Annotated in this window: 20 protein-coding genes; 5 read left to right on the plus strand and 15 right to left on the minus strand. The window is 53.7% G+C overall.

The annotated features are described in order from the left end of the window. Positions 1 to 5: 5 nt before the first annotated feature. Both nirK and ACFQ14_RS03275 read right to left on the minus strand, forming a co-directional pair. On the minus strand, positions 6 to 1,172 hold the full coding sequence (gene nirK / locus ACFQ14_RS03270) for a copper-containing nitrite reductase (RefSeq protein ID WP_377211336.1): 1,167 nt from the start codon (positions 1,170 to 1,172) through the stop codon (positions 6 to 8). A 111-nt stretch (positions 1,173 to 1,283) separates the two neighbouring features. After that, entirely contained in the window at positions 1,284 to 1,682 is a 399-nt protein-coding gene (locus ACFQ14_RS03275) for an RrF2 family transcriptional regulator (protein WP_377211264.1), read from the minus strand. Positions 1,683 to 1,777: 95 nt separating this feature from the next. Here ACFQ14_RS03275 and ACFQ14_RS03280 point away from each other — a divergent pair, with 95 nt between their 5' ends. From ACFQ14_RS03280 to ACFQ14_RS03295, 4 genes are read left to right on the plus strand one after another with little or no spacing between them, the layout of a single operon-like run. Then, positions 1,778 to 2,269 carry a group III truncated hemoglobin gene (locus tag ACFQ14_RS03280; RefSeq protein ID WP_377211265.1) on the plus strand — a complete coding sequence of 164 codons (492 nt, stop codon included), beginning with the start codon at positions 1,778 to 1,780 and terminating at the stop codon, positions 2,267 to 2,269. After that, a complete protein-coding gene (locus ACFQ14_RS03285) occupies positions 2,256 to 2,423 on the plus strand; it encodes a hypothetical protein (protein WP_377211266.1) in 168 nt (55 codons plus the stop codon). Before ACFQ14_RS03280 ends, ACFQ14_RS03285 begins: the two co-directional genes overlap by 14 nt. 15 nt (positions 2,424 to 2,438) lie before the next feature. Continuing rightward, entirely contained in the window at positions 2,439 to 2,690 is a 252-nt protein-coding gene (locus ACFQ14_RS03290; protein WP_377211337.1) for a DUF6522 family protein, read from the plus strand. Position 2,691: 1 nt separating this feature from the next. Beyond that, a complete protein-coding gene (locus ACFQ14_RS03295) occupies positions 2,692 to 3,918 on the plus strand; it encodes an NnrS family protein (RefSeq protein ID WP_377211267.1) in 1,227 nt (408 codons plus the stop codon). A 67-nt stretch (positions 3,919 to 3,985) separates the two neighbouring features. Here the strand turns inward: ACFQ14_RS03295 and ACFQ14_RS03300 are convergent, their stop codons facing one another. Both ACFQ14_RS03300 and ACFQ14_RS03305 read right to left on the minus strand, forming a co-directional pair. After that, entirely contained in the window at positions 3,986 to 4,357 is a 372-nt protein-coding gene (locus ACFQ14_RS03300; RefSeq protein ID WP_377211268.1) for a nuclear transport factor 2 family protein, read from the minus strand. Positions 4,358 to 4,771: 414 nt separating this feature from the next. Further along, positions 4,772 to 5,518 carry a GDSL-type esterase/lipase family protein gene (locus ACFQ14_RS03305; RefSeq protein WP_377211269.1) on the minus strand — a complete coding sequence of 249 codons (747 nt, stop codon included), beginning with the start codon at positions 5,516 to 5,518 and terminating at the stop codon, positions 4,772 to 4,774. 117 nt (positions 5,519 to 5,635) lie between these two features. On the opposite strand from ACFQ14_RS03305, the gene ACFQ14_RS03310 reads away from it, so the two are divergent. Next, positions 5,636 to 6,025, plus strand: a complete 390-nt coding sequence (locus tag ACFQ14_RS03310) for a winged helix-turn-helix transcriptional regulator (RefSeq protein WP_377211270.1) — start codon at positions 5,636 to 5,638, stop codon at positions 6,023 to 6,025. Between the two features lie 268 nt (positions 6,026 to 6,293). On the opposite strand, the gene ACFQ14_RS03315 is transcribed toward ACFQ14_RS03310, so the two are convergent. From ACFQ14_RS03315 to katG, 11 genes are all read right to left on the minus strand, one after another. Continuing rightward, the gene (locus ACFQ14_RS03315) at positions 6,294 to 6,542 is read right to left on the minus strand and encodes a hypothetical protein (RefSeq protein ID WP_377211271.1); all 249 of its coding nucleotides are present in this window, start codon (positions 6,540 to 6,542) and stop codon (positions 6,294 to 6,296) included. Continuing rightward, on the minus strand, positions 6,535 to 7,224 hold the full coding sequence (locus tag ACFQ14_RS03320; RefSeq protein ID WP_377211272.1) for a ParA family protein: 690 nt from the start codon (positions 7,222 to 7,224) through the stop codon (positions 6,535 to 6,537). Before ACFQ14_RS03320 ends, ACFQ14_RS03315 begins: the two co-directional genes overlap by 8 nt. Next, the gene (locus ACFQ14_RS03325; protein WP_377211273.1) at positions 7,225 to 8,676 is read right to left on the minus strand and encodes a hypothetical protein; all 1,452 of its coding nucleotides are present in this window, start codon (positions 8,674 to 8,676) and stop codon (positions 7,225 to 7,227) included. It lies immediately after the preceding gene. 280 nt (positions 8,677 to 8,956) lie between these two features. Continuing rightward, entirely contained in the window at positions 8,957 to 9,343 is a 387-nt protein-coding gene (locus ACFQ14_RS03330; RefSeq protein ID WP_377211274.1) for a Na+/H+ antiporter subunit G, read from the minus strand. Then, positions 9,340 to 9,627 carry a K+/H+ antiporter subunit F gene (locus ACFQ14_RS03335; RefSeq protein ID WP_377211275.1) on the minus strand — a complete coding sequence of 96 codons (288 nt, stop codon included), beginning with the start codon at positions 9,625 to 9,627 and terminating at the stop codon, positions 9,340 to 9,342. The genes ACFQ14_RS03330 and ACFQ14_RS03335 overlap by 4 nt, the downstream gene beginning before the upstream one ends. Next, positions 9,624 to 10,124 carry a Na+/H+ antiporter subunit E gene (locus tag ACFQ14_RS03340; RefSeq protein ID WP_377211276.1) on the minus strand — a complete coding sequence of 167 codons (501 nt, stop codon included), beginning with the start codon at positions 10,122 to 10,124 and terminating at the stop codon, positions 9,624 to 9,626. The genes ACFQ14_RS03335 and ACFQ14_RS03340 overlap by 4 nt, the downstream gene beginning before the upstream one ends. Position 10,125: 1 nt before the next feature. Beyond that, positions 10,126 to 11,667, minus strand: coding sequence for a monovalent cation/H+ antiporter subunit D (locus tag ACFQ14_RS03345; protein ID WP_377211277.1), 1,542 nt, complete (start codon positions 11,665 to 11,667; stop codon positions 10,126 to 10,128). After that, positions 11,664 to 12,032, minus strand: a complete 369-nt coding sequence (locus ACFQ14_RS03350) for a Na+/H+ antiporter subunit C (protein ID WP_377211278.1) — start codon at positions 12,030 to 12,032, stop codon at positions 11,664 to 11,666. Before ACFQ14_RS03350 ends, ACFQ14_RS03345 begins: the two co-directional genes overlap by 4 nt. Position 12,033: 1 nt before the next feature. Continuing rightward, complete coding sequence (locus ACFQ14_RS03355; protein WP_377211279.1) at positions 12,034 to 14,895, minus strand: monovalent cation/H+ antiporter subunit A; 2,862 nt, start codon at positions 14,893 to 14,895, stop codon at positions 12,034 to 12,036. Between the two features lie 133 nt (positions 14,896 to 15,028). Next, positions 15,029 to 16,507 carry a protein adenylyltransferase SelO gene (locus tag ACFQ14_RS03360; protein WP_377211280.1) on the minus strand — a complete coding sequence of 493 codons (1,479 nt, stop codon included), beginning with the start codon at positions 16,505 to 16,507 and terminating at the stop codon, positions 15,029 to 15,031. Positions 16,508 to 16,586: 79 nt separating this feature from the next. Then, positions 16,587 to 18,818, minus strand: coding sequence for a catalase/peroxidase HPI (gene katG / locus ACFQ14_RS03365; RefSeq protein ID WP_377211281.1), 2,232 nt, complete (start codon positions 18,816 to 18,818; stop codon positions 16,587 to 16,589). Positions 18,819 to 18,885: the final 67 nt, after the last annotated feature.

Consider the following 18,885-nt stretch of genomic DNA (forward strand, 5'->3'; position numbering starts at 1 on the left):
GACCCCTATGGGAGGGCCTTCTTGCTGTTGTAGATGGCCGTGACATCGCGTTCGAGCGGGCTAGGCGGCAAAACCTGCGCCATCAAATCGTTGTCCCACTCGCCTTCCACCACAAAGTGCGCGGTTGCGCCGAGGCTGACGGCTTCAATCAAGTTGTGATTGACGTAGGCATAAACACCCGGCTGGCGGAACTTGTAGAGCGCCGCACCGGCGGAACCGCCGCGAATGAACCATGTTTCATTGTCGCGCTGTGGCGGGTTGTTGAACTTGCCGGTTTCCCAAACAAGGTCGCCGTGTCCGCCAATAAGGTGAGGACGGGTATCGCGGTTGGCTTGCGAGTGAACGATCAGGACGTTCTCGCCAACATTAGCTTTGAGCGCGTTATCGCCTGTCAACGCACCAACCTTGCCGTTGAACACAACATGGGTCGGGATCAATCCGTTCATCACCTCCAGCGTATCCCCGTAGGAACTGCCAATATCTTCATACCGCTTGTAATCGCCTTTCTCGTCCTTCGGGATGTAAAAGTCGTTTTCACCGATATAGTAGACCTTGTCATAGCTGACAGGCTTGCCCTGATCGTCTTTCAGGCCATCGCGGGGCAGGATCATGATTGCGCCCGACATGCCGGTCACGACGTGCCACGGAATCATGGGACCACCTGGTGCGCAGTGATAAACAAAAGTGCCGGGCCGGTCTGCCTTGAAGCGCAATACTGTTTTTTCGCCTGGGTTGATTAGCGTCAACGCACCGCCGCCAAGACCGCCTGTGGCGGAATGGAAGTCGATATTGTGCTGCATCTGGTTTTCGGGCGGGTTGATAAGCGTCAACTCAACATAGTCGCCTTCATGGACAACCATGAGTGGGCCGGGAATGGAGCCTTCAAAGGTCATGCCCTGAAGCATGGTGCCGTCTTCGTCGATCTCGTGTTCTTTCTCGATCACGAGCATTTCGAATTCAACAATGCTGGGCGGATCTTTCGCCACTTGGTCATGCTCATGCACGAATGGCGGCGCAACCAGCGACACCTTCTTGCGTGGCAATGCGCTCAAATCGACTTTGGCTCCAACGGGAGTCATGCTCTCGTCACTGGCCATTGCGGTCTTCGAGATCGCAGCTGGAGCAGCGGCTGCCATTGCTGCAGCCATCAGGGCTGTACGACGTGTCATCATCATAGTCTCTCTCCTTCTTCAGCCCGGTGGTCGAGCTGTTGGAGATGAGTTTAATGAGCTTTCTCAGAACACTCTTTGCGCTGGATCAAGGAAGCGGGCGATATCAGACCGTCATTTTGCCAATATAGATTGAAGCGTTCGCGCGTTCAAAACGTCGAGAAACGCTGCAGTCGCATCGCTGATGACACCCTTTAGCCGGCAACTTCTGGCAAAGACGCAGTCACAACTGCCTTGTTGCATACATTCCACAATGGCGAAGTCCGCTTCAATGGCTTGAACAACCTCGCCAATCACGATGTGCTGCGGCGCCATGCCAAGGGAAACACCGCCGCTTCTTCCCCGCTGGGAGTTTAGAAATCCGGCCTTGACCAGCTTGGCCACGATTTTCATTACATGCGATTTTACGAGATTGAGCCGCTTTGCGATTTCATCAACGGTAAGCGGCTTCTCGTCTTCTGCGAGCAGCATCATAATTCGCAATGCAAAATCACTTGCCTGATTCAGCCGCATCGTCGCTCCTTATCATTCATATTAAATGTTGTAATTCATTTCGCATCACGATATTAAGATGCAATTGGTATGAATGTTATAGCAAGCCCTGAAAAATGAGCAACGACCCCGATCATGGAATAAGCGTTCGCCCCGCAGTCGAAAGACACAGCGTTCACCCTTCCATTACCGCGGTGCAGATTTCAGATTTGGTCGAAGGTTTTTACGCCGACATTCTGCAGCACCCCAGGCTGGCACAGATTTTCCGGATTAATGTTGAAGGCGAGTGGAACAGCCATCTCGACAAGATGAAATCCTTCTGGCGCTCTGTCCTGCTGCGCAGCGGAGAATACAAGGGCAAGCCCGTTCCCGCTCACCAGAAAATAGATGGGCTGACCATCAATGATTTTCAGCAATGGCTCTCGCTGTTTGAAATAACGGCGAACCAAACCTTCGCCGCTGAGGCGGTTCCACCCGTGATGGAGGCTGCAAAACGCATCGCTTCCAGTCTTTGGCTTTCCCGCTCAAACGATATTTTCGCCAAGCCGCCGACTTGGTCGCATACCAAACCGAATTCTGTGAAAGGAACCTCCCATGGGCATTCTTAAGGCGCTTTCAAACCTGTTTTTTCTGCCGGGAACCCTTGTTCTCCATGCGCTTGGTATTTCCGTAGAAGACGACAGCGGCATTCTCCGATCGCTGCTCAACAGCTTCTTCTGGGGCGCCGTCGCGCTGGCTATCGCGCTGCAATATTTCATCTAAGAGGGCTGGGCCGTGATGAAGGTGGACAAGTCGGACGAAGGCATTGTGGTGGACGCCGAAGACTTGGGGGCCCTTCTTGGGCTTGAGCCTGCGGAAGTTCCTGACCTCATGAAAACAGGGCGTATCACCTCGCGCTTTGAACAGGGCGAAGGCGATGATGCGGAGAAATTCCGTGTGACATTTTTGTTTGAAGGCAGGCAGGTTCGCCTGACCTGCGCAATGGATGGCACCGTGCTCAGCACATTCAGAAGTCCGAAGATTGCCTGACATGTCCAAATCATCAGCAGCACAAATCCGCGAGTGGAATGGTCCGGCAATTTTGTCGTTCGGGTTTCGTCCTTTCTTTCTTTTCGGCGCTTTCTGGGCAGCACTGGCAATGGTCATGTGGATGGGGATGCTAACCGGCATCGTGGAACTGCCGACGCACCTCGATCCCGTTTCGTGGCACGCCCATGAATTTCTTTTTGGTTATCTGGGCGCAATCATCGCGGGCTTTTTGCTGACTGCTGTTCCAAACTGGACGGGCAGATTGCCCGTTGTTGGTTGGCGACTGGGATTGCTGTTTGGAATATGGATTGCAAGCAGAATAGCCATGGCAATTTCCGACCTTTTGCCGCTGGCTACAATTGCCATCATGGATCTCGCCTTTCCAATTCTGTTGGGTGCTTTGATCTTGCAGGAAATCATCGCGGGCAAGAACTGGCGCAATTTGATCGTGCTCGCCATGCTTGCCGCCTTCACGCTGGCCAACGGCATCTTTCACTGGGAAGCGGCGCATGGCATCCACGCTGCCCAAGGCTTGGGGCTGCGGCTGGGGCTTGCATCCGCCATCATGATGATCTGCGTGATTGGCGGACGCATCATTCCATCGTTCACACGCAATTGGTTGGTTCAAAACAACAAGACCGACAGACCGGTCGCGCCGATGCAGCAATTTGATAAGCTGGCGCTCCTTCTTACCCTCATCGCACTTTTGGTTTGGGTCGTTACCCCGGACCGTGCAGTCACTGGCTTCCTGCTATTGGCTGTCGTTTTGCTTCACACTTTTAGGCTCGCCCGCTGGAAGGGCATGCAAACCAAACAAGAGCCACTGCTCCTCGTACTCCACATTGCCTATGCAATGGTGCCCTTGGGAGCGCTTGGTATTGGCGTTGGTATTATGTTTCCTGAAGTTCTGACGGCCGCAGCTGCACAACACGTGTGGATGGCCGGCGCCATCGGCCTTATGACTCTCGGCGTCATGTCCCGCGCAACGCTGGGCCATACAGGCCAACCGCTGAAAGCCGGTGGAAGCACGGTTTTCATTTACGCAAGCCTCATCGCCTCCCTCGCCGCAAGGCTATCAGCCATCGCTTTACCGAACTTCGCCATGGAATTGTACAGCCTTTCCGCATCACTATGGATCGCCGCTTTCGGTGGATTTGTGCTCATTTACGGAAAGTACCTCATTGGTCGTAAGCAAACCAACGTTAGCAACAGGCATTCAAAGCATTAAATGCAACTCCCGCTTCTGGCCAGCCTCGTCGTACATCAAGGGTGGGAGCAACGGCGGCTCAGAGCGCTTAGCCGACAACTGTTCCTTGATGAAATACTATTTTCCATTGATCCTCTTCTCGCTTCCAAATAGTGGAGCGACGTGTGCACCTATCGGGTTCATCCAGTACGTATGTAAGCAGAAACAGGTCTACTGCTAATTGCCTGAGTTTGAAGTCACGACAAGGCCAATCGTGCGGTTCAGGAGCTTGATATCTGTGGAGTAAGTTTGAAATAACGTACTCACGTGCATAGGTTTTTCCGCTTGCGCCGACTTCCCAAAACTCAGGATCTGTCATCGCTTCCAACGCTTCTCGGCTTATACCGAATTCTCTGCGATGAAAAATTGGTTCTCTTGCTTTGAGCGCCTGTAGTACCGCGTTTTCAACTACCTTATCCATACCAAAGCGTCTCATGGATTTGGGTAAAATTCAATTTGAACCAAGGTCTCAAACGTCCGCAAAAGTTGCCGTTGGACCATTACGCCAAAGCGCGATTTTAGGGTCCGCTTCGGATGATTTAGTCTGCAAAATCCAACTTCCGCTACCGGCCAGGCGCGTTTAGCGGCATGATGGAGGTCAGCGGCAACCCCGAGCTCAGGGTTGCCGATGTTGCATGATACTAAAATTATTACCGTCTTAGGTGCATCGAGAAGAACTATAGCGACTCTCGAAGGCTGGAATTGGGAATTGGCTCATGATGAAATTGGGTTATGCATCTTCGAAAGACACACGAGGATTTTGAATTATTTCACAGACCACATTACTCGCCAACGCATTGCGGGGCTCGAACAAATCGAGCCCCGCAATTTAATTTTACTTAAGGATTGAACTCACTTCGGTGGCAAGTGCGGAACCCAATTGGGTATGATCTTCAAGCGAAAAGTGAACGCCGTCGATGCCACTGGTGGCACCCATTGCGTCTCTTGCATCAAATATTCTCACCTCTGCTGCTTTGCCTGCATCCGCAAATGTAGCCGAGAAGGCCGCTGATTTGGCATCACCACCAGCGTAAAACTGTGCAAATGCCTCAACCCCAAACGCTCCAAAGGGTGGCGGGGTTACGACAAGCACCTTGGGAGCCGCATAGGCTGTAGCAACACCTTGGCTTTCTTTTGCGATAAGGGCCAATGCCATTGCACCCTCGGCCACGCGCTCCGGCGTACGCTCAAAGCCCGCCTTCACGTCGTTCGTTCCAAGCATGATGATGACAAGGTCAAGCGGCATTTCACGGGCAATTGCAGCAGGTAGATCAGCTGCGCCGTTGAATGACCGCATGGGTACATTTCCCCAGTCCTGCGGATCGTCGATGTCGGTTGTTCGGTTATTCAAGCCATCTACGACAACTTCATAGCCGTCGCCCAAGGCGGCCTGCATGACACCAGCAAAGCGCTCGGCATCGGGTAGGCGCGTTGTTGGAAATCCTTCCGCGATTGGGACCCAGCCCCAGGCATTGGAATCTCCGTAGACAAGAACACGCTTGGTAAGTTCTTCTGCGGAAGCCGTCGAAAGAGTGGAAGCTGCAGCAACTACGCCTGCTGCAATGGTTGTTTTGATGGACATCGTGTCTCTCCGTTGTGTGGTGCCTGTTGCTTTCAGGCGTGAGACATTGCATTAGTCACATATAGTTTGTATGGAAAAGTAGGTACCTTTTCGTAACCACTAAATGAGAGAGTTCAAATGTCTGATGTAGCTGAACCAAGCGACGGCCGCCGTGCCAAGGTCACGCCCGGTTTTGAATGCTGGGGTGTCTACTCCCGCGAGTGTCACACACGCCGGACACTATCGCGCATTGCCGACAAATGGACAATTCTGATCGTTGGTCGATTGACCCAAAGGGCATGTCGATTTGGAGAGTTGCGCCGCTCGATTGAAGGTATTTCGTCCAAAGTTCTCACCGAGCATCTCCGCGAGATGGAGGAGGACAATCTTTTGACGCGCACAGTAGAACCATCATCGCCACCAAAAGTGACCTATGAGCTTACAGAGCTTGGCCATGATCTAGGCAAAATTGCACTGGCCATGAAAGACTGGGCTGAACGACATTCAGAGAGAGTGCGCCCGAAATAGCGTTTCTTCCTTATAAGATCTCGGCGGCACAATTGTTTGGTCAATGGGATGTCGAACTGGACACAAGCTTAGGATGTAAACGTCAGCATTGTTCGCTCCGATAGCGTTAAACCATTCCTCCAAAAAAGCGATGTCAACGTCTGCTTCGGATGTTTTTGTCTGCGAAATCCAACTTCCGCTTCCGGCCAGCTTGGCTGGGCTCGTGATACAACTACATGCTGCGCAGAAAGTTGGTTGGTAAACTGACCTAACAGACCTATTTCCACGATTACTCGACTTTTGGTTTATCTAGTTCCGAAGCCATATCGTCTGGTTTGTGTAACTCCGTGCCCGTGTAAGAGGAGTAGGCGGCCTGTAGCGCACACAAAATGAGATCGTTCATAGAAATGCCGACATCATCGGCCAGTCTTTGGATCATGGAATGTTGATTTCTCGGTATACGCAGGCTGAAGCGAGCGTTGCCGCTTTCAAGTGCAGATTTTTTGTGTTCCTCAATCAGATCTGTGAATTTACTCATTTTCTGCAATGCCCTTTTGGTTTGGATCCACGGCCTCCAAAGCGATTTCTCGTAAGGATTTCGCGACTGAGCAGTTGTAATCAAGCTCGCCGATGCCAAATCCGATAGCGCTGGCATCGTGTAGTTTGACCGATTCCGGTAGATGAGTATCAAGTAGCTTTGGTACTTCCTCTACCGCTTGTAATCTCATCTTGCTGGGGGAGCGGCCTCGATTGAAAACTACTCCAAAATCAAGACCTTCGATATTTTGCGCAGCGTGCACCATTAAATTTGTTCGCTCGATGTCAAAAATTGACGACTGCGTTGGAAACAGCAGTTTATCAACTACCGATGCTAATTGACCGATGACGTTATTCGCATGTCCTGCAGTGTCAACCATGATTACATCATATGCTTGCGACCGGATTATTGAACTTTGTCGGAGTTCAGACAACTTGGTGGTAGACCAAGTAATTTTTGGTGAGCTTCCACGCTCTTGACGTCTCCGACACCAGCTTGCTGCTGATCGCTGATCAAAGTCGCAATCCACGATAGCAACTCTCAATCCAAACTGCGCATATGCGATAGCCAAGTTAGTAACGAGGGTTGTTTTTCCAACCCCACCCTTGCTACCTGCGACCCCAAGGACAAAACCACTCTCATCTGGCTTTCTATCTCGCAACTGCTGAATAAGACACTGCATCTATTTTTTGGGCCCATTCAGCTTGGAGGATCCCGATCTGTTGAGCAACTGATTAAGCCGCTTAGCCGTCTTTTTCTTTTTAACTTCCGAGACTTGTTTTACGTCCTTCGGCGATGGACGCGGGCGCTTGCCCCCCTTACGTCCCACCGACTTTTTTGCGTAGTGTTCGTCTGCCGTTGTATCAATCGCATGTCCCATCAAAGCAGCTACTATTCGCCCTTTGTCGGGGTGGTTTTCATAAGCAAGTTTAACGTCTGCCGCGAACTGATGACGACCGTCGTACAATCTGTGATTGTGATGTTTGTATTCTTTCTTGGTAGCCCATATTTTTTGGCATGCGATTTTCAGCAGACGCTGCGCTGCGTTTAGCAAAACTCGCCAATCCTCGTCATGCATGCCCCACGCAAGATCGTAGGTTTCTTGAAGAGCGATGATCAATCGTTCGCTGGGTTCCTCGAAAAAGAGTGTACGATGCGGCCCATGAGCACGGAGACCATCTTGGCTGTATTTACAGTTTTCTATCCTGACCCACATTACACCTTCTTCATTTTGTCCTGTATCAAAGTTGTTGAGTTCAATAGGCCGCATACCGGTTTCGCGAATAGCATGGAGCATGTGTCCGGCCACTTCGGAGAGCGCTGAGGAGCTTTCGCGTAAATATTTCTCGATGCGACACAATTCATTGTCGCCAAGTTGATTTGGATATCGCGAAGACCTTGTTTGGCTGACATGAAATTTGGTCGGATCGAAAAGCTTAGAATCCGCAATTAGGAATGCCGCCAAATATGCAATCTGGTCCTGTGTGTTGCTGGCATCGATCGCAAGTTTGGCGAATGCAAACGCTGCTGATGAGTTGTAAACGGACTTTGTTCCACTCGCTAAACCACCCGCATGCTGCTTAATTTTCCGCGCAAGAGGAACTGCATTGTGTGCATTCAGCGCGGATCCTACAAAGCGTTTCGCCAATTTTGAGAACGTGACATCGTAGGTTGTCGGCGTAGTAGGAGTGCCATTTGAGATGCCGTCCACCCAAATGCAAAGTTGCGCGATTGCATGTGGCATCGGCATGTGCTCGATAATTGGGCGACTTGAAATTGAAGCTGCTAGCAGGTCGATATCTACGGTACGAAGTCTCAAGCTTTCGCCTAAATTGCATAGTGCGAAAGATACAAATTCACGACTGCCCCCGTTACCCAACATTTCGGGTAACGGCTCAGCCAACGTTGCAGACAACGGGTCTGACGACTGGTTAGGCAACAGGTCTATTAACACCTTAGATTTTTCGTAGGTTGGCCCACCTCCTGTTGGAGAGTTTTCAGAAATTTCAATCCTGTCCGATGGTGCAGCCTGCTGTTCTTTTTTCAGGCTAGTGTCGAATGTATCTCGACGTTTAGTGTCATCCTGCGTTTCTGGTGCGGGGAGGGTAGTCGGTCGTTGATTTGGGAGTTTCATAATGCTCAGGAGCCAATGAAACTGAATTGTCACAGAAGGTGGAAACATGACTTGGTCAAAACTTGGTCAAGTTCCGGCCAAATCGGATGCTTACGTCTTAAAACACTTCAAATCGAGACTAAATTTTCAAATTTTTTCTCATTATTTCAAGCGTTTGGCGCGTCAGCACTACATTGACATTGTAGGGGTCACTGGTTCAATCCCAGTATCGCCCACCATTTCTTCGGATATTTCAGTGGCTTAGTCGGGTTGTCATTTTGGTGTTGCCTTGCTTGCGCGATCAGACCTTTTGCTCTGCCACCTCAAGATCTTCTTCCGGAACATCCAGTGTTGACCATTTAGATTGCTCGCTTGGCTTCGGCGGCGCTTCGCACGCTTTTGCGTGAATTGTCACTTTGGCCATGAAGTTTGCGGAAATTGGTGCGGTGACGAACAGGAAAGCCATGATCAGGACTTCGTGCATGGACCAGCCTTCGCCGAACAGGTCTGAATGCAGCATGGACGCGATCAACAGCGCGCCTACGCCGAGCGTGCCGACCTTTGTTGGCGCATGAAGGCGGGCCATTGCGTCATCAAAGCGAAGCAGACCAATTGCCCCGATGGCGATGAAGCATGCGCCGACAAGCAGGCAGAAGCTGATAAAATAAAGGGCGGCGATCTCCATCATTCGATCATGTCTCCGCGTAGAATAAAGCGGGCATAGGCCACCGTGGAGACGAAGCCGAACATGGCGATGATAAGCGAAACCTCGAAATAAATTCGTGTTCCTTGCCAGATACCAAGCAGCACGATGACGCCGATGGCGTTCACAAACATCGTATCCAGCGCCAGTATGCGGTCGCTGGAACTGGGGCCTATGACCAGGCGAATGGTTGCCATCAATTGCGCCAGTGCCACGACGACGAAGGCAAAAATCAGGGCGAAATTCATCAGGCTTTGGGCGAAAATCATACGAAAATCTCCTTCAATCGGCGCTCATAGCGCTCTTTGATCTCCTCACGCACGGCGTCTGGATCTTCGGTGTGAAGTGCGTGGACGAGTAGATAGTGACCACAGTTCGACAAATCTGCAGAAATCGTGCCGGGCGTCAGCGTCACGGTGCCTGCAAGCACCGTGATGGCCTCTGGTTGACGCACGTCTATGGGAACGACAACCCAAGCGGGTTTCAATTTGGAATTTGGCTTGGTCAGAACGATCCAGCCGACTTGTATGTTGGCGATGATAATATCCCAGATCACCAAAAGGCTATATTTTATCATCTTGCCCATTCGGAAATTGCTTGGGCGTTCGGGCCACCAAACGGCGGTCGCGCGTGGGATGATAATACCTAGAATAAAGCCGAAGACGACCATTCCAGCCGATACTTCGTTTTGCAGCAGCACCCAAACGATGGCGAGGAGCAGCGTCAGAAACGGATGGGGCAAAAGCCAGCGAACAAATGCGCTCATATCAATTGCCTCCTGCCGGTGGGCTGAGTTTGCCCGGTGTTTCCAGAACGGTCGAGATGTAAGGCTGTGGGTCGAATAATTGTTCTGATGTGGCGGCGAGGTAGTCATAGATTGGACCGGCAAAAATCGTATGCGCTACGATGAGGGCCAGAAGGCCACCGACCGCGACATAGCTCAAGACATTTGGCTCTGGCGGCATGGCGTCATCTTGAGCCCGCTCGACGCTCTTTGCCTTCCAAAAGATAATGCTGCCAGCGCGAGAAAAGCCGACAATGCCAATAAGGCTGCTGATCAAGATAACTGCCCATACCCAAGCACCGTATGGCGTCGAGAAGGCGGCGTCCAGAATGAGCAGCTTGCCGACGAAGCCGGATAGCGGCGGTAGGCCCGCCATTGCTATGGCGGCAGCGAAGAACACTCCTGCGGTCATCGAAGCGCCTGCGACGGTTGGCTGCGGTGTTAGTACAAGGTTTTTCCGGCCAGTGCGAACGAGGTCAACGATGAGGAAAAGCGCTCCGGCGGCCAGCGTGGAATGGATCATGTAGTAAAGTGCGGCTGTTATGCTGTCCGGCGTGAATTTGGAGATTGCCACCATCACCATACCCATCGAGCCAATGACCGAGAACGTTACAAGTCGGTCTAGTTTTTTCGCGCCCAACACGCCGATTGTGCCCAGCGCAAGCGATATAAGGGCGGCCGGCAGCAGCCATGTTCCGTGAAGGCCCGCCATGATTTCCATATCAGCGGGAAAGGCCAAAGTGTAGACGCGGATGATCGAATAAGCCCCCACTTTGGTCATGATAGCGAACAAGGCGGCGACTGGTGCGGGTGCTTCGGCGTAGCTGGAGGGGAGCCAGAAGTGCAACGGAACAACTGCTGCCTTGATCGCGAATACTAGCAGCAAAAGCACTGCCGCCACGCGGATGCCAACGCTGGCGGACGGGTCAATAAGTGTGACGCGCTGGGCGAGGTCTGCCATGTTGAGCGTGCCGGTTTCCGCGTAGATTGCGCCGAGGGCAAACAGGAAAAGCGTCGAACCAAGCAGGTTAAACATCACATACTGCACGCCTGCGCGCAGTCGCACATTGCCGCCAGAATGGATCATCAAACCGTAGGAAGCGATGAGCAAGACTTCGAAAAAGACGAACAGATTGAACAGATCGCCCGTCAGGAACGCGCCGATAATGCCCATGAGCTGAAACTGATAAAGCGCGTGAAAGTGCCGCCCACGCTCGTCCCAACCAGAGCCGATTGAGTGAAGCAGCACGAAGAAGGCGAGAACAGATGTAAGGAACACCATGACGGTAGAGAGCCGGTCTGCAACCAGTCCGATACCGAAGGGAGAGGCCCAATCGCCTAGTTGATAGAGCGAAATGGTGCCGTCAGATGCCTGCCATGCAAGGCCACCAGAAATTATCACAAGGGCGGCGACACCCGCGATCGATAAAGCCCGCTGAATGCCGATGTGATAGCGGGCAGCCAGCACGATGAAAGGTGCGAGAATGGCCGGCAGAATGATCGGGGCGATAATCCAATGGTTCATTTCGCTGCCCCCGAATTGTTTTCGGAAGTGCCGTCGTCGTCTTCAGCCGGATCGTTCACGTGGTCATCTTCGGACCCAAGAAACGCGCCGAGTGAGATCATCACCACAACAGCTGTCATGCCAAAGGAAATCACGATTGCTGTCAGCACTAATGCTTGGGGCAGGGGGTCGGCGTAGGTCGTCACGCCGTCTCGCAGAATGGGGGCGGAGCCGATGGTGAGGCGACCGGATGCGAACAGGAAAACGTTCACCGCGTATGTGAGCAAAGCGATGCCTAGAATGACGGGGAAGGTGCGCAATCGCAGAACGAGATACAGTCCGCCTGCGGTCAAAACACCAATGCCTGTGGCGACGAGAAGCTCCATGTTATGCGCTCCCCTTTTCGCCAGCGTCATCACGTGATGGGTCAATGTCCATTGGGTAGTCGCTGCTTTGAACATTCGCCCGTTCTGAAAGGCGCGACAGGCTTTCTAGTGACAACATCACTGCGCCGACAACTGCAAGGAAAACTCCAAGGTCAAAGACAAGCGCGGTGGCGAGCTCGAATTTCTCGAACGGCGGAATGCGGACATATTCGAAGGCTGTTGTCAGGAACGGTTTTCCAACAAACCACGAGCCGATGCCGGTGAGACCTGCGATCAAAACACCTGCGCCGATGACGCCGTGGTAGGGATAGCGCAATCTTGCTGAGGCCCACGAGAAACCGCTGGCCATGTATTGCATCACGACTGCGATGGAAACGATGAGTCCTGCAATGAAGCCGCCACCTGGTTGGTTGTGCCCCCTTAAGAAGATGTAGAAGCCGACCATGATGGCAAGTGGCATGAGGACGCGGGTGAGTATGACCATCATCATGGGATGTTTGTCGCCCGCGCGGGGCTGGTCGGGTTTGCGGTTGAGCAATTTGGCGCGAACGGGGCTGGAAAGAAGCGCTTCTGTCAAAGCGTAGATCAACAGGGCTGCGATGCCGAGAACGATGATTTCGCCGTAGGTGTCAAAGCCGCGGAAATCCACTAGGGTTACGTTCACAACATTTGTGCCACCGCCACCTTTGTAGGAATTGGCGAGGTGGAAATCTGAAATCGACGGTGCGACGTGGTCCCGCAACAGGTAGTGCCAGGCCAAAGCGGTCGTTGCCAAGCCGCCAGCAACAGCAATTGTGCCATCGCGCAAACGCAACAATGGTGTCGATTCGACCGGTGTTTTGTTTGGCATGAAATTGAGGGCCAACAACAGCAGGATGATCGTAACCACTTCCACCGTAATCTGCGTCATGGCGAGGTCTGGTGCGCTGAAAAAGACGAAGCCGATGGAGACGATGAGACCGATAATGCCAATCAGAATGAGCGACATGAAGCGGTTGCGATGGGTAAAGACCAACCCGACCGTTGCTGCGGTTAGCATCACCCAGCCGCCAATGGAAACCGGGTCTACCGGCTGCACAGCGCGCGTGACTGGGCCGACTGTCCCGGTCAACCAAGCGTAGGTGCCTGCGACAATAACGGTCGAGGCCATGATCGCGCCATAGCGGGTGAAGGCACCATTGTGTAGGGCATAGGTTGTCTTGCGCGCGACTGCGGCAACAGCCTCAACCAGTGCTTCGAAGATTGTTTTGGCTTCGGGCCGAGGAGCGTTGTCCCAAATGCGCAGGGCTGTGGGAAACGCTTTGAGCAGCAGTAAACCACCAACCACAGCGACAATCGACATATAGAGCGCGGGAACCAGACCATGCCAGATTTTCAATTTGGCTGTCGGCATTTCCGCAGTGCCGCCGATCACAGCTTCTGTGACCAGTCGGACGAAGGGTTCAGCAAGGAATGGCATCAGGCCGATGATTACGACAGGCACGATCAGGATTGCTGGCGGCAAGTACAGGCCAGGACCTGGATCGTGCGGCGGTGCCGGGTAATCGTCGCGCTTGGGGCCGAGGAAAGTGTGGCCGATCAGGCGGAATGAATAGGCGGCTGAGAAGAGCGAACCGATAACGGCAAGCGCAGGCACCAACCACGGTGCGCCGAACAATGTTGTGCGGGTGGTTTCCTCAAGCATCATTTCCTTCGACAAGAAGCCGTTCAGCAAGGGAATTCCGGCCATGGAAAGCGCCGCCAACGAAGCGATCACGAATGTGATCGGCATGAGATGGCGAAGGCCACCCAGGCGTCGAATGTCGCGTGTTTTCGTTTCGTGGTCGACAATTCCCGCTGACATAAACAGAGCGGCCTTGAACGTCGCATGGTTGAGGATGTGGAAGACTGCAGCCATCGCCCCAAAGGCTGTTCCGGTTCCAAGCAGCATTGTGATCAGGCCCAAATGGCTGACGGTGGAAAAAGCGAGCAGAGCTTTCAGGTCGTGTTTGAAGAGTGCGATCACTGCACCCAGCACCATCGTAATCAGCCCTGCCGTGGTTACGATAACGAACCATTCGTTTGTGCCAGAAAGAACGGGCCACAACCGTGCCATTAGGAAAATACCTGCTTTCACCATCGTTGCGGAATGCAAATACGCGGAAACAGGTGTCGGCGCCGCCATCGCGTGAGGCAGCCAGAAATGGAAGGGGAACTGTGCAGACTTTGTAAAACAGCCGAGCAAGATCAGCAGCAGAGAGGGCACATAAAGCGGCGAGGCTTGGATCAGTTCTTTGTTTTGCAAGATCACACTGAGATCGTACGAACCGACAATTTGGCCCAGCAGAAGCATGCCACCAATCAGCGCCAAACCACCCATGCCAGTAACGGTCAGTGCCATGCGTGCGCCTTGGCGGCCTTCTGGCAGATGTTTCCAATAACCGATCAACAGGAAAGACGACAGCGAGGTCAATTCCCAAAAAATCAGCAACAACAATATGTTGTCTGAGATGACGATGCCCACCATCGCGCCTTGAAACAGCAGCAGATAGGTGAAGAATTCGCCCATATGATCTTCACGCGAGAGGTAGTATCGCGCGTAAGCAATGATGAGCAGACCGATACCAAGAATGAGGCAGGCGAAGAAGAAGCCCAGTGCGTCGAGCATGAGCGTTCCGTTGAGGCCCAGCGCGGGCAGCCATTCCAGCCGGGCAGTGACCACTTCACCTGCGAACACTGCCGGTGCATTCGAGAGCAAGCCGACAAGCGCAGCGAGCGTGACGATGAATGTTACACCCGCACACGTTTGACGCCCTGCCGGATACAGAAGACCGGGAAGCAACGCGCCCAGAAACGGCAATACGGCGATGACAAAAAGAGACACGCGGTTTCCGAGACTTGGGCTGAACTTGATTGGTTGGATTTGGGGTAGCGAGGGCTTCGGCTCAAGGAAAATCGAACTTTATGAAGATGCCATTTCGCCGCAGGCACCGTTTATCGTGCTGGGATCACACGCTTTATGTACCGCAGAACGTCTTGTAAGGGCCAAAATCGGCTGGCGCCGGGTTTGCGTACTCTTCCAATCTGTCGCGCTCTTCGAACGGGTTGGACAGGACATCAAGCAGCTTTTTGGCGGGCTCCATGTCGTCGTCTTGCCAAGCAGCAGTCAACGCCTCCTCAACCTTGTGGTTGCGAGGGATGTAGAGTGGATTGACCGCATTCATGGCTTTGTGGCGCTGGTTGGGTGCAGTGCTTTCAGCGTTGCATCGCGCTTTCCAGCTTTCCAGCCAAGCCGAGATTTCATCTCGCTTGTTAAAGAGCGACAGCACCGCATTTTCGTTACCGTTCGCGGCTTCTGCAAGAGCACGGAAGAAGAGGGTGAAATCGACGCCTTCATTTTGCATGGCTTGAAAAAGGTCTTTCACCAAAGCGCCATCGTTTTCCTGCGCCAACTTGAGGCCCATCTTTGCACGCATTCGGTCAAGCCAGTGGTTGGCGTAGATAGCGCTGAAATCAGTGACGGCTTCGGTTGCCATTTCGACTGCTGCGTCTTGGTCGGGAGCTTCCAACAATGGGATCAAGGTTTCGGCAAAGCGAGCGAGGTTCCATTGGGCAATCGTTGGTTGATTGCCATAGGCGTAGCGGCCGCCGCGGTCGATGGAACTGTAGACGGTATTCATATCAAAACCGTCCATGAAGGCACACGGGCCGTAGTCGATGGTCTCGCCGGAAATGGTGACGTTATCGGTATTCATCACCCCATGGATGAAGCCGATGCTCATCCAACTTGCAACGAGTGCGGCTTGCGCTTCGATGACGAGCTTAAGGAAATCAAGATAGGGTGTGCGGCTGTCTATCAAATGTGGATAGTGACGTTGGATTGAGTAGTCGGCCAGTTGTCGAATGCGCTCGACTTCGCCCCGCGCGGCGAAAAACTGGAACGTGCCAACGCGAATGTGGCTGGCTGCGACGCGGGTGAGAACAGCGCCGGGCTGGATGGCGTCGCGGTAGACTTTCTCGCCTGTGGTGGCTGCGGCCAGTGCGCGGGTGGTGGGAATGCCGAGCGCATGCATGGCCTCACCCATGATGTATTCGCGCAGCACAGGGCCGAGAACGGCCTTGCCGTCGCCGCCGCGCGAGAAGGGTGTCTTGCCGGAGCCCTTTAATTGGATGTCGTAGCGTTCGCCATTCGGATCGACGATTTCGCCCAAGAGCAGTGCGCGGCCATCGCCTAATTGTTGCGAAAAGCCGCCGAATTGGTGACCCGCATAAACTTGCGCCAGCGGATTTGCGCCTTGAGGCACCCCGCTTCCTGTAAAAATTCTTGCGCCATCGGGTGTGTTCAGCTCTTTCGAATCAAGGCCAAGCGAACTTGCTAAATCATCGTTGAAAAATTTGATTTCTGGGGCAGGCGCGTTTTCGCCTTTCCATGCGACGTAGAAGTCCTCCATATCGCGAGCGAAAGTGTTGTCGAATGTGAAGGCGCTGTTGGCCATGTGTGTTTCCTGCCTCAAAAAGAAAACGGCGCCGCGATTTACAATCGCAGCGCCGCTTTATGTCAAATGACGGGGTGAATCACTTCACATCGAAGCGGTCGAGGTTCATCACTTTGTTCCAAGCGGCCACGAAGTCGTTCGCGAACTTCGCTTCCGCGCCGTTCTGGGCGTATATTTCGGCTTGAGCGCGCAGCTGTGAATTGGCACCGAATACGAGATCGGCGCGTGTGCCGGTCCATTTGGTTTTGCCTGTTGTGCGGTCTTTGCCGACGAATTCTTCTTCGCTGCCAGCAACAGGTTCCCACTCGATGCCGTAGTCCAGCACGGTGGAGAAGAAGCCTGTGTTCAACGTACCTGGCTTGTCAGTGAAGACGCCGTGGGTTGAGCCAAACGCATTTGCGCCGAGCACCCGCAGGCCGCCAATAAGAACGGTCATTTCCGGCGCAGTCAGCGTCAGCAGTTGCGCACGGTCGATCAACAGTTCTTCAGTCGAGCGGCTGCCTTTGGCGGATGCGTCTTTGATGTAGTTGCGGAAACCATCAACTGTTGGCTCCAGCACTGCAAAGCTATCCACGTCTGTCATCTCGTCGGTCGCGTCTGTGCGGCCCGGTGTGAATGGCACTTCGACGCTTTGGCCTGCGGCTTTCGCAGCAGCCTCGACAGCGGCGCATCCGCCGAGAACGATCAGGTCTGCAAGAGAGACTTTCTTGTTGCCTGTTTGGTCATCGTTGAATGCTTTCTGCACGCCTTCAATGGCGTTCAGCGCTTTGGCGAGTTCGGCTGGGTTGTTGACGTCCCAGTCTTTTTGCGGGGCCAAACGCAGGCGGGCACCGTTGGCGCCACCACGCTTGTCGCTGCCACGGAATGTGGAAGCGGACGCCCAAGCGGTCGAAACCAGTTGCGAGACAGACAGGCCGCAATCGAGAAGCTTGGCTTTCAGTGCTTTGATGTCCGCAGCGTCGATCAAGTCGTGATCAACGGCAGGCACAGGGTCCTGCCAGATCAGCGGCTCAGACGGCACTTGCGAGCCGAGATAGCGGTCGATCGGGCCCATGTCGCGGTGGGTGAGTTTGTACCAAGCCTTCGCGAAAGCGTCCGCAAACTCGTCCGGGTTTTCGTGGAAGCGGCGAGAGATTTTCTCGTAAGCCGGGTCCATGCGAAGCGCCATGTCCGCCGTGGTCATCATTGGCGCGTGGCGGCGGTTCGGGTCGTGCGCGTCCGGCACGGTGTCCTTGGCGCTGTCGGCTTTTGGTGTCCACTGGTTTGCGCCAGCCGGGCTTTTCGTCAGTTCCCATTCGTGGCCGAATAGAATGTCGAAATATTCGTTGTCCCATTTGGTTGGGTTGTAGGTCCAAGCGCCTTCGACGCCCGAAGTGATTGTATTGACACCTTTGCCTGAACCCATCGTGTTTTTCCAACCAAGACCCATTTGTTCCATCGGCGCGCCTTCCGGCTCACGACCAACGAATTTTTCTGGGTCGCCAGCGCCGTGCGCTTTGCCGAAAGTATGGCCACCGGCAACGAGTGCGACTGTTTCTTCATCGTTCATCGCCATGCGGGCGAAAGTTTCGCGGATGTCGCGGGCAGAGCCGAGCGGGTCCGGATTGCCGTTCGGGCCTTCCGGGTTGACGTAGATCAGACCCATCTGCACCGCGGCCAGCGGGTGGTCCAACTCGCGGTCGCCACGATAGCGCTCGTCGCCAAGCCATGTTGTTTCCGGGCCCCAGTAGATGTCTTCTTCCGGCTCAAACACGTCTTCGCGTCCGCCGCCGAAGCCGTAGGTTTTGAAGCCCATTGATTCCAGCGCAGCGTTGCCCGCATAGACCATCAGGTCGGCCCAGGAGAGGCTGTTGCCGTATTTCTGTTTGATTGGCCAGAGCAGTGCACGGGCTTTGTCGAGGTTGCCGTTATCGGGCCAAGAGTTTAGCGGGGCGAAGCGCTGCGTGCCGGAGCCTGCGCCGCCGCGACCGTCTTGAATGCGGTATGTGCCAGCGCTGTGCCACGCCATGCGAATGAAGAACGGGCCGTAATGGCCATAGTCTGCCGGCCACCACTCTTGCGAGGTGGTCATCAGGCTTTCGAGATCTTTGTAGAGTGCTTCAAGATCGAGCTTCTGGAACTCAGTGGCATAATCGAAATCTTCGCCGAGCGGGTCAACCATGCCGGAATTCTGGTGCAGGATTTTCAAGTTGAGCTGATTGGGCCACCAATGCTGGTTTGCAGTGCTGCCACGAGCGACTTGGCTGTGGGTTCCGTGCATGACCGGGCATTTGCCTTCGCTTTGGTTCATATCTTTTTCGACGGCTGCCATGGGGTTATCCCTTTCGTTCTTGTTTAGAAAAGTTCCAGACTTCGTGCTGCTCGTTTATCCAATCTCT

The sequence above is a fragment of the Pseudahrensia aquimaris genome (genome assembly GCF_042676045.1).
Lineage (GTDB): Bacteria > Pseudomonadota > Alphaproteobacteria > Rhizobiales > Rhizobiaceae > Pseudahrensia > Pseudahrensia aquimaris.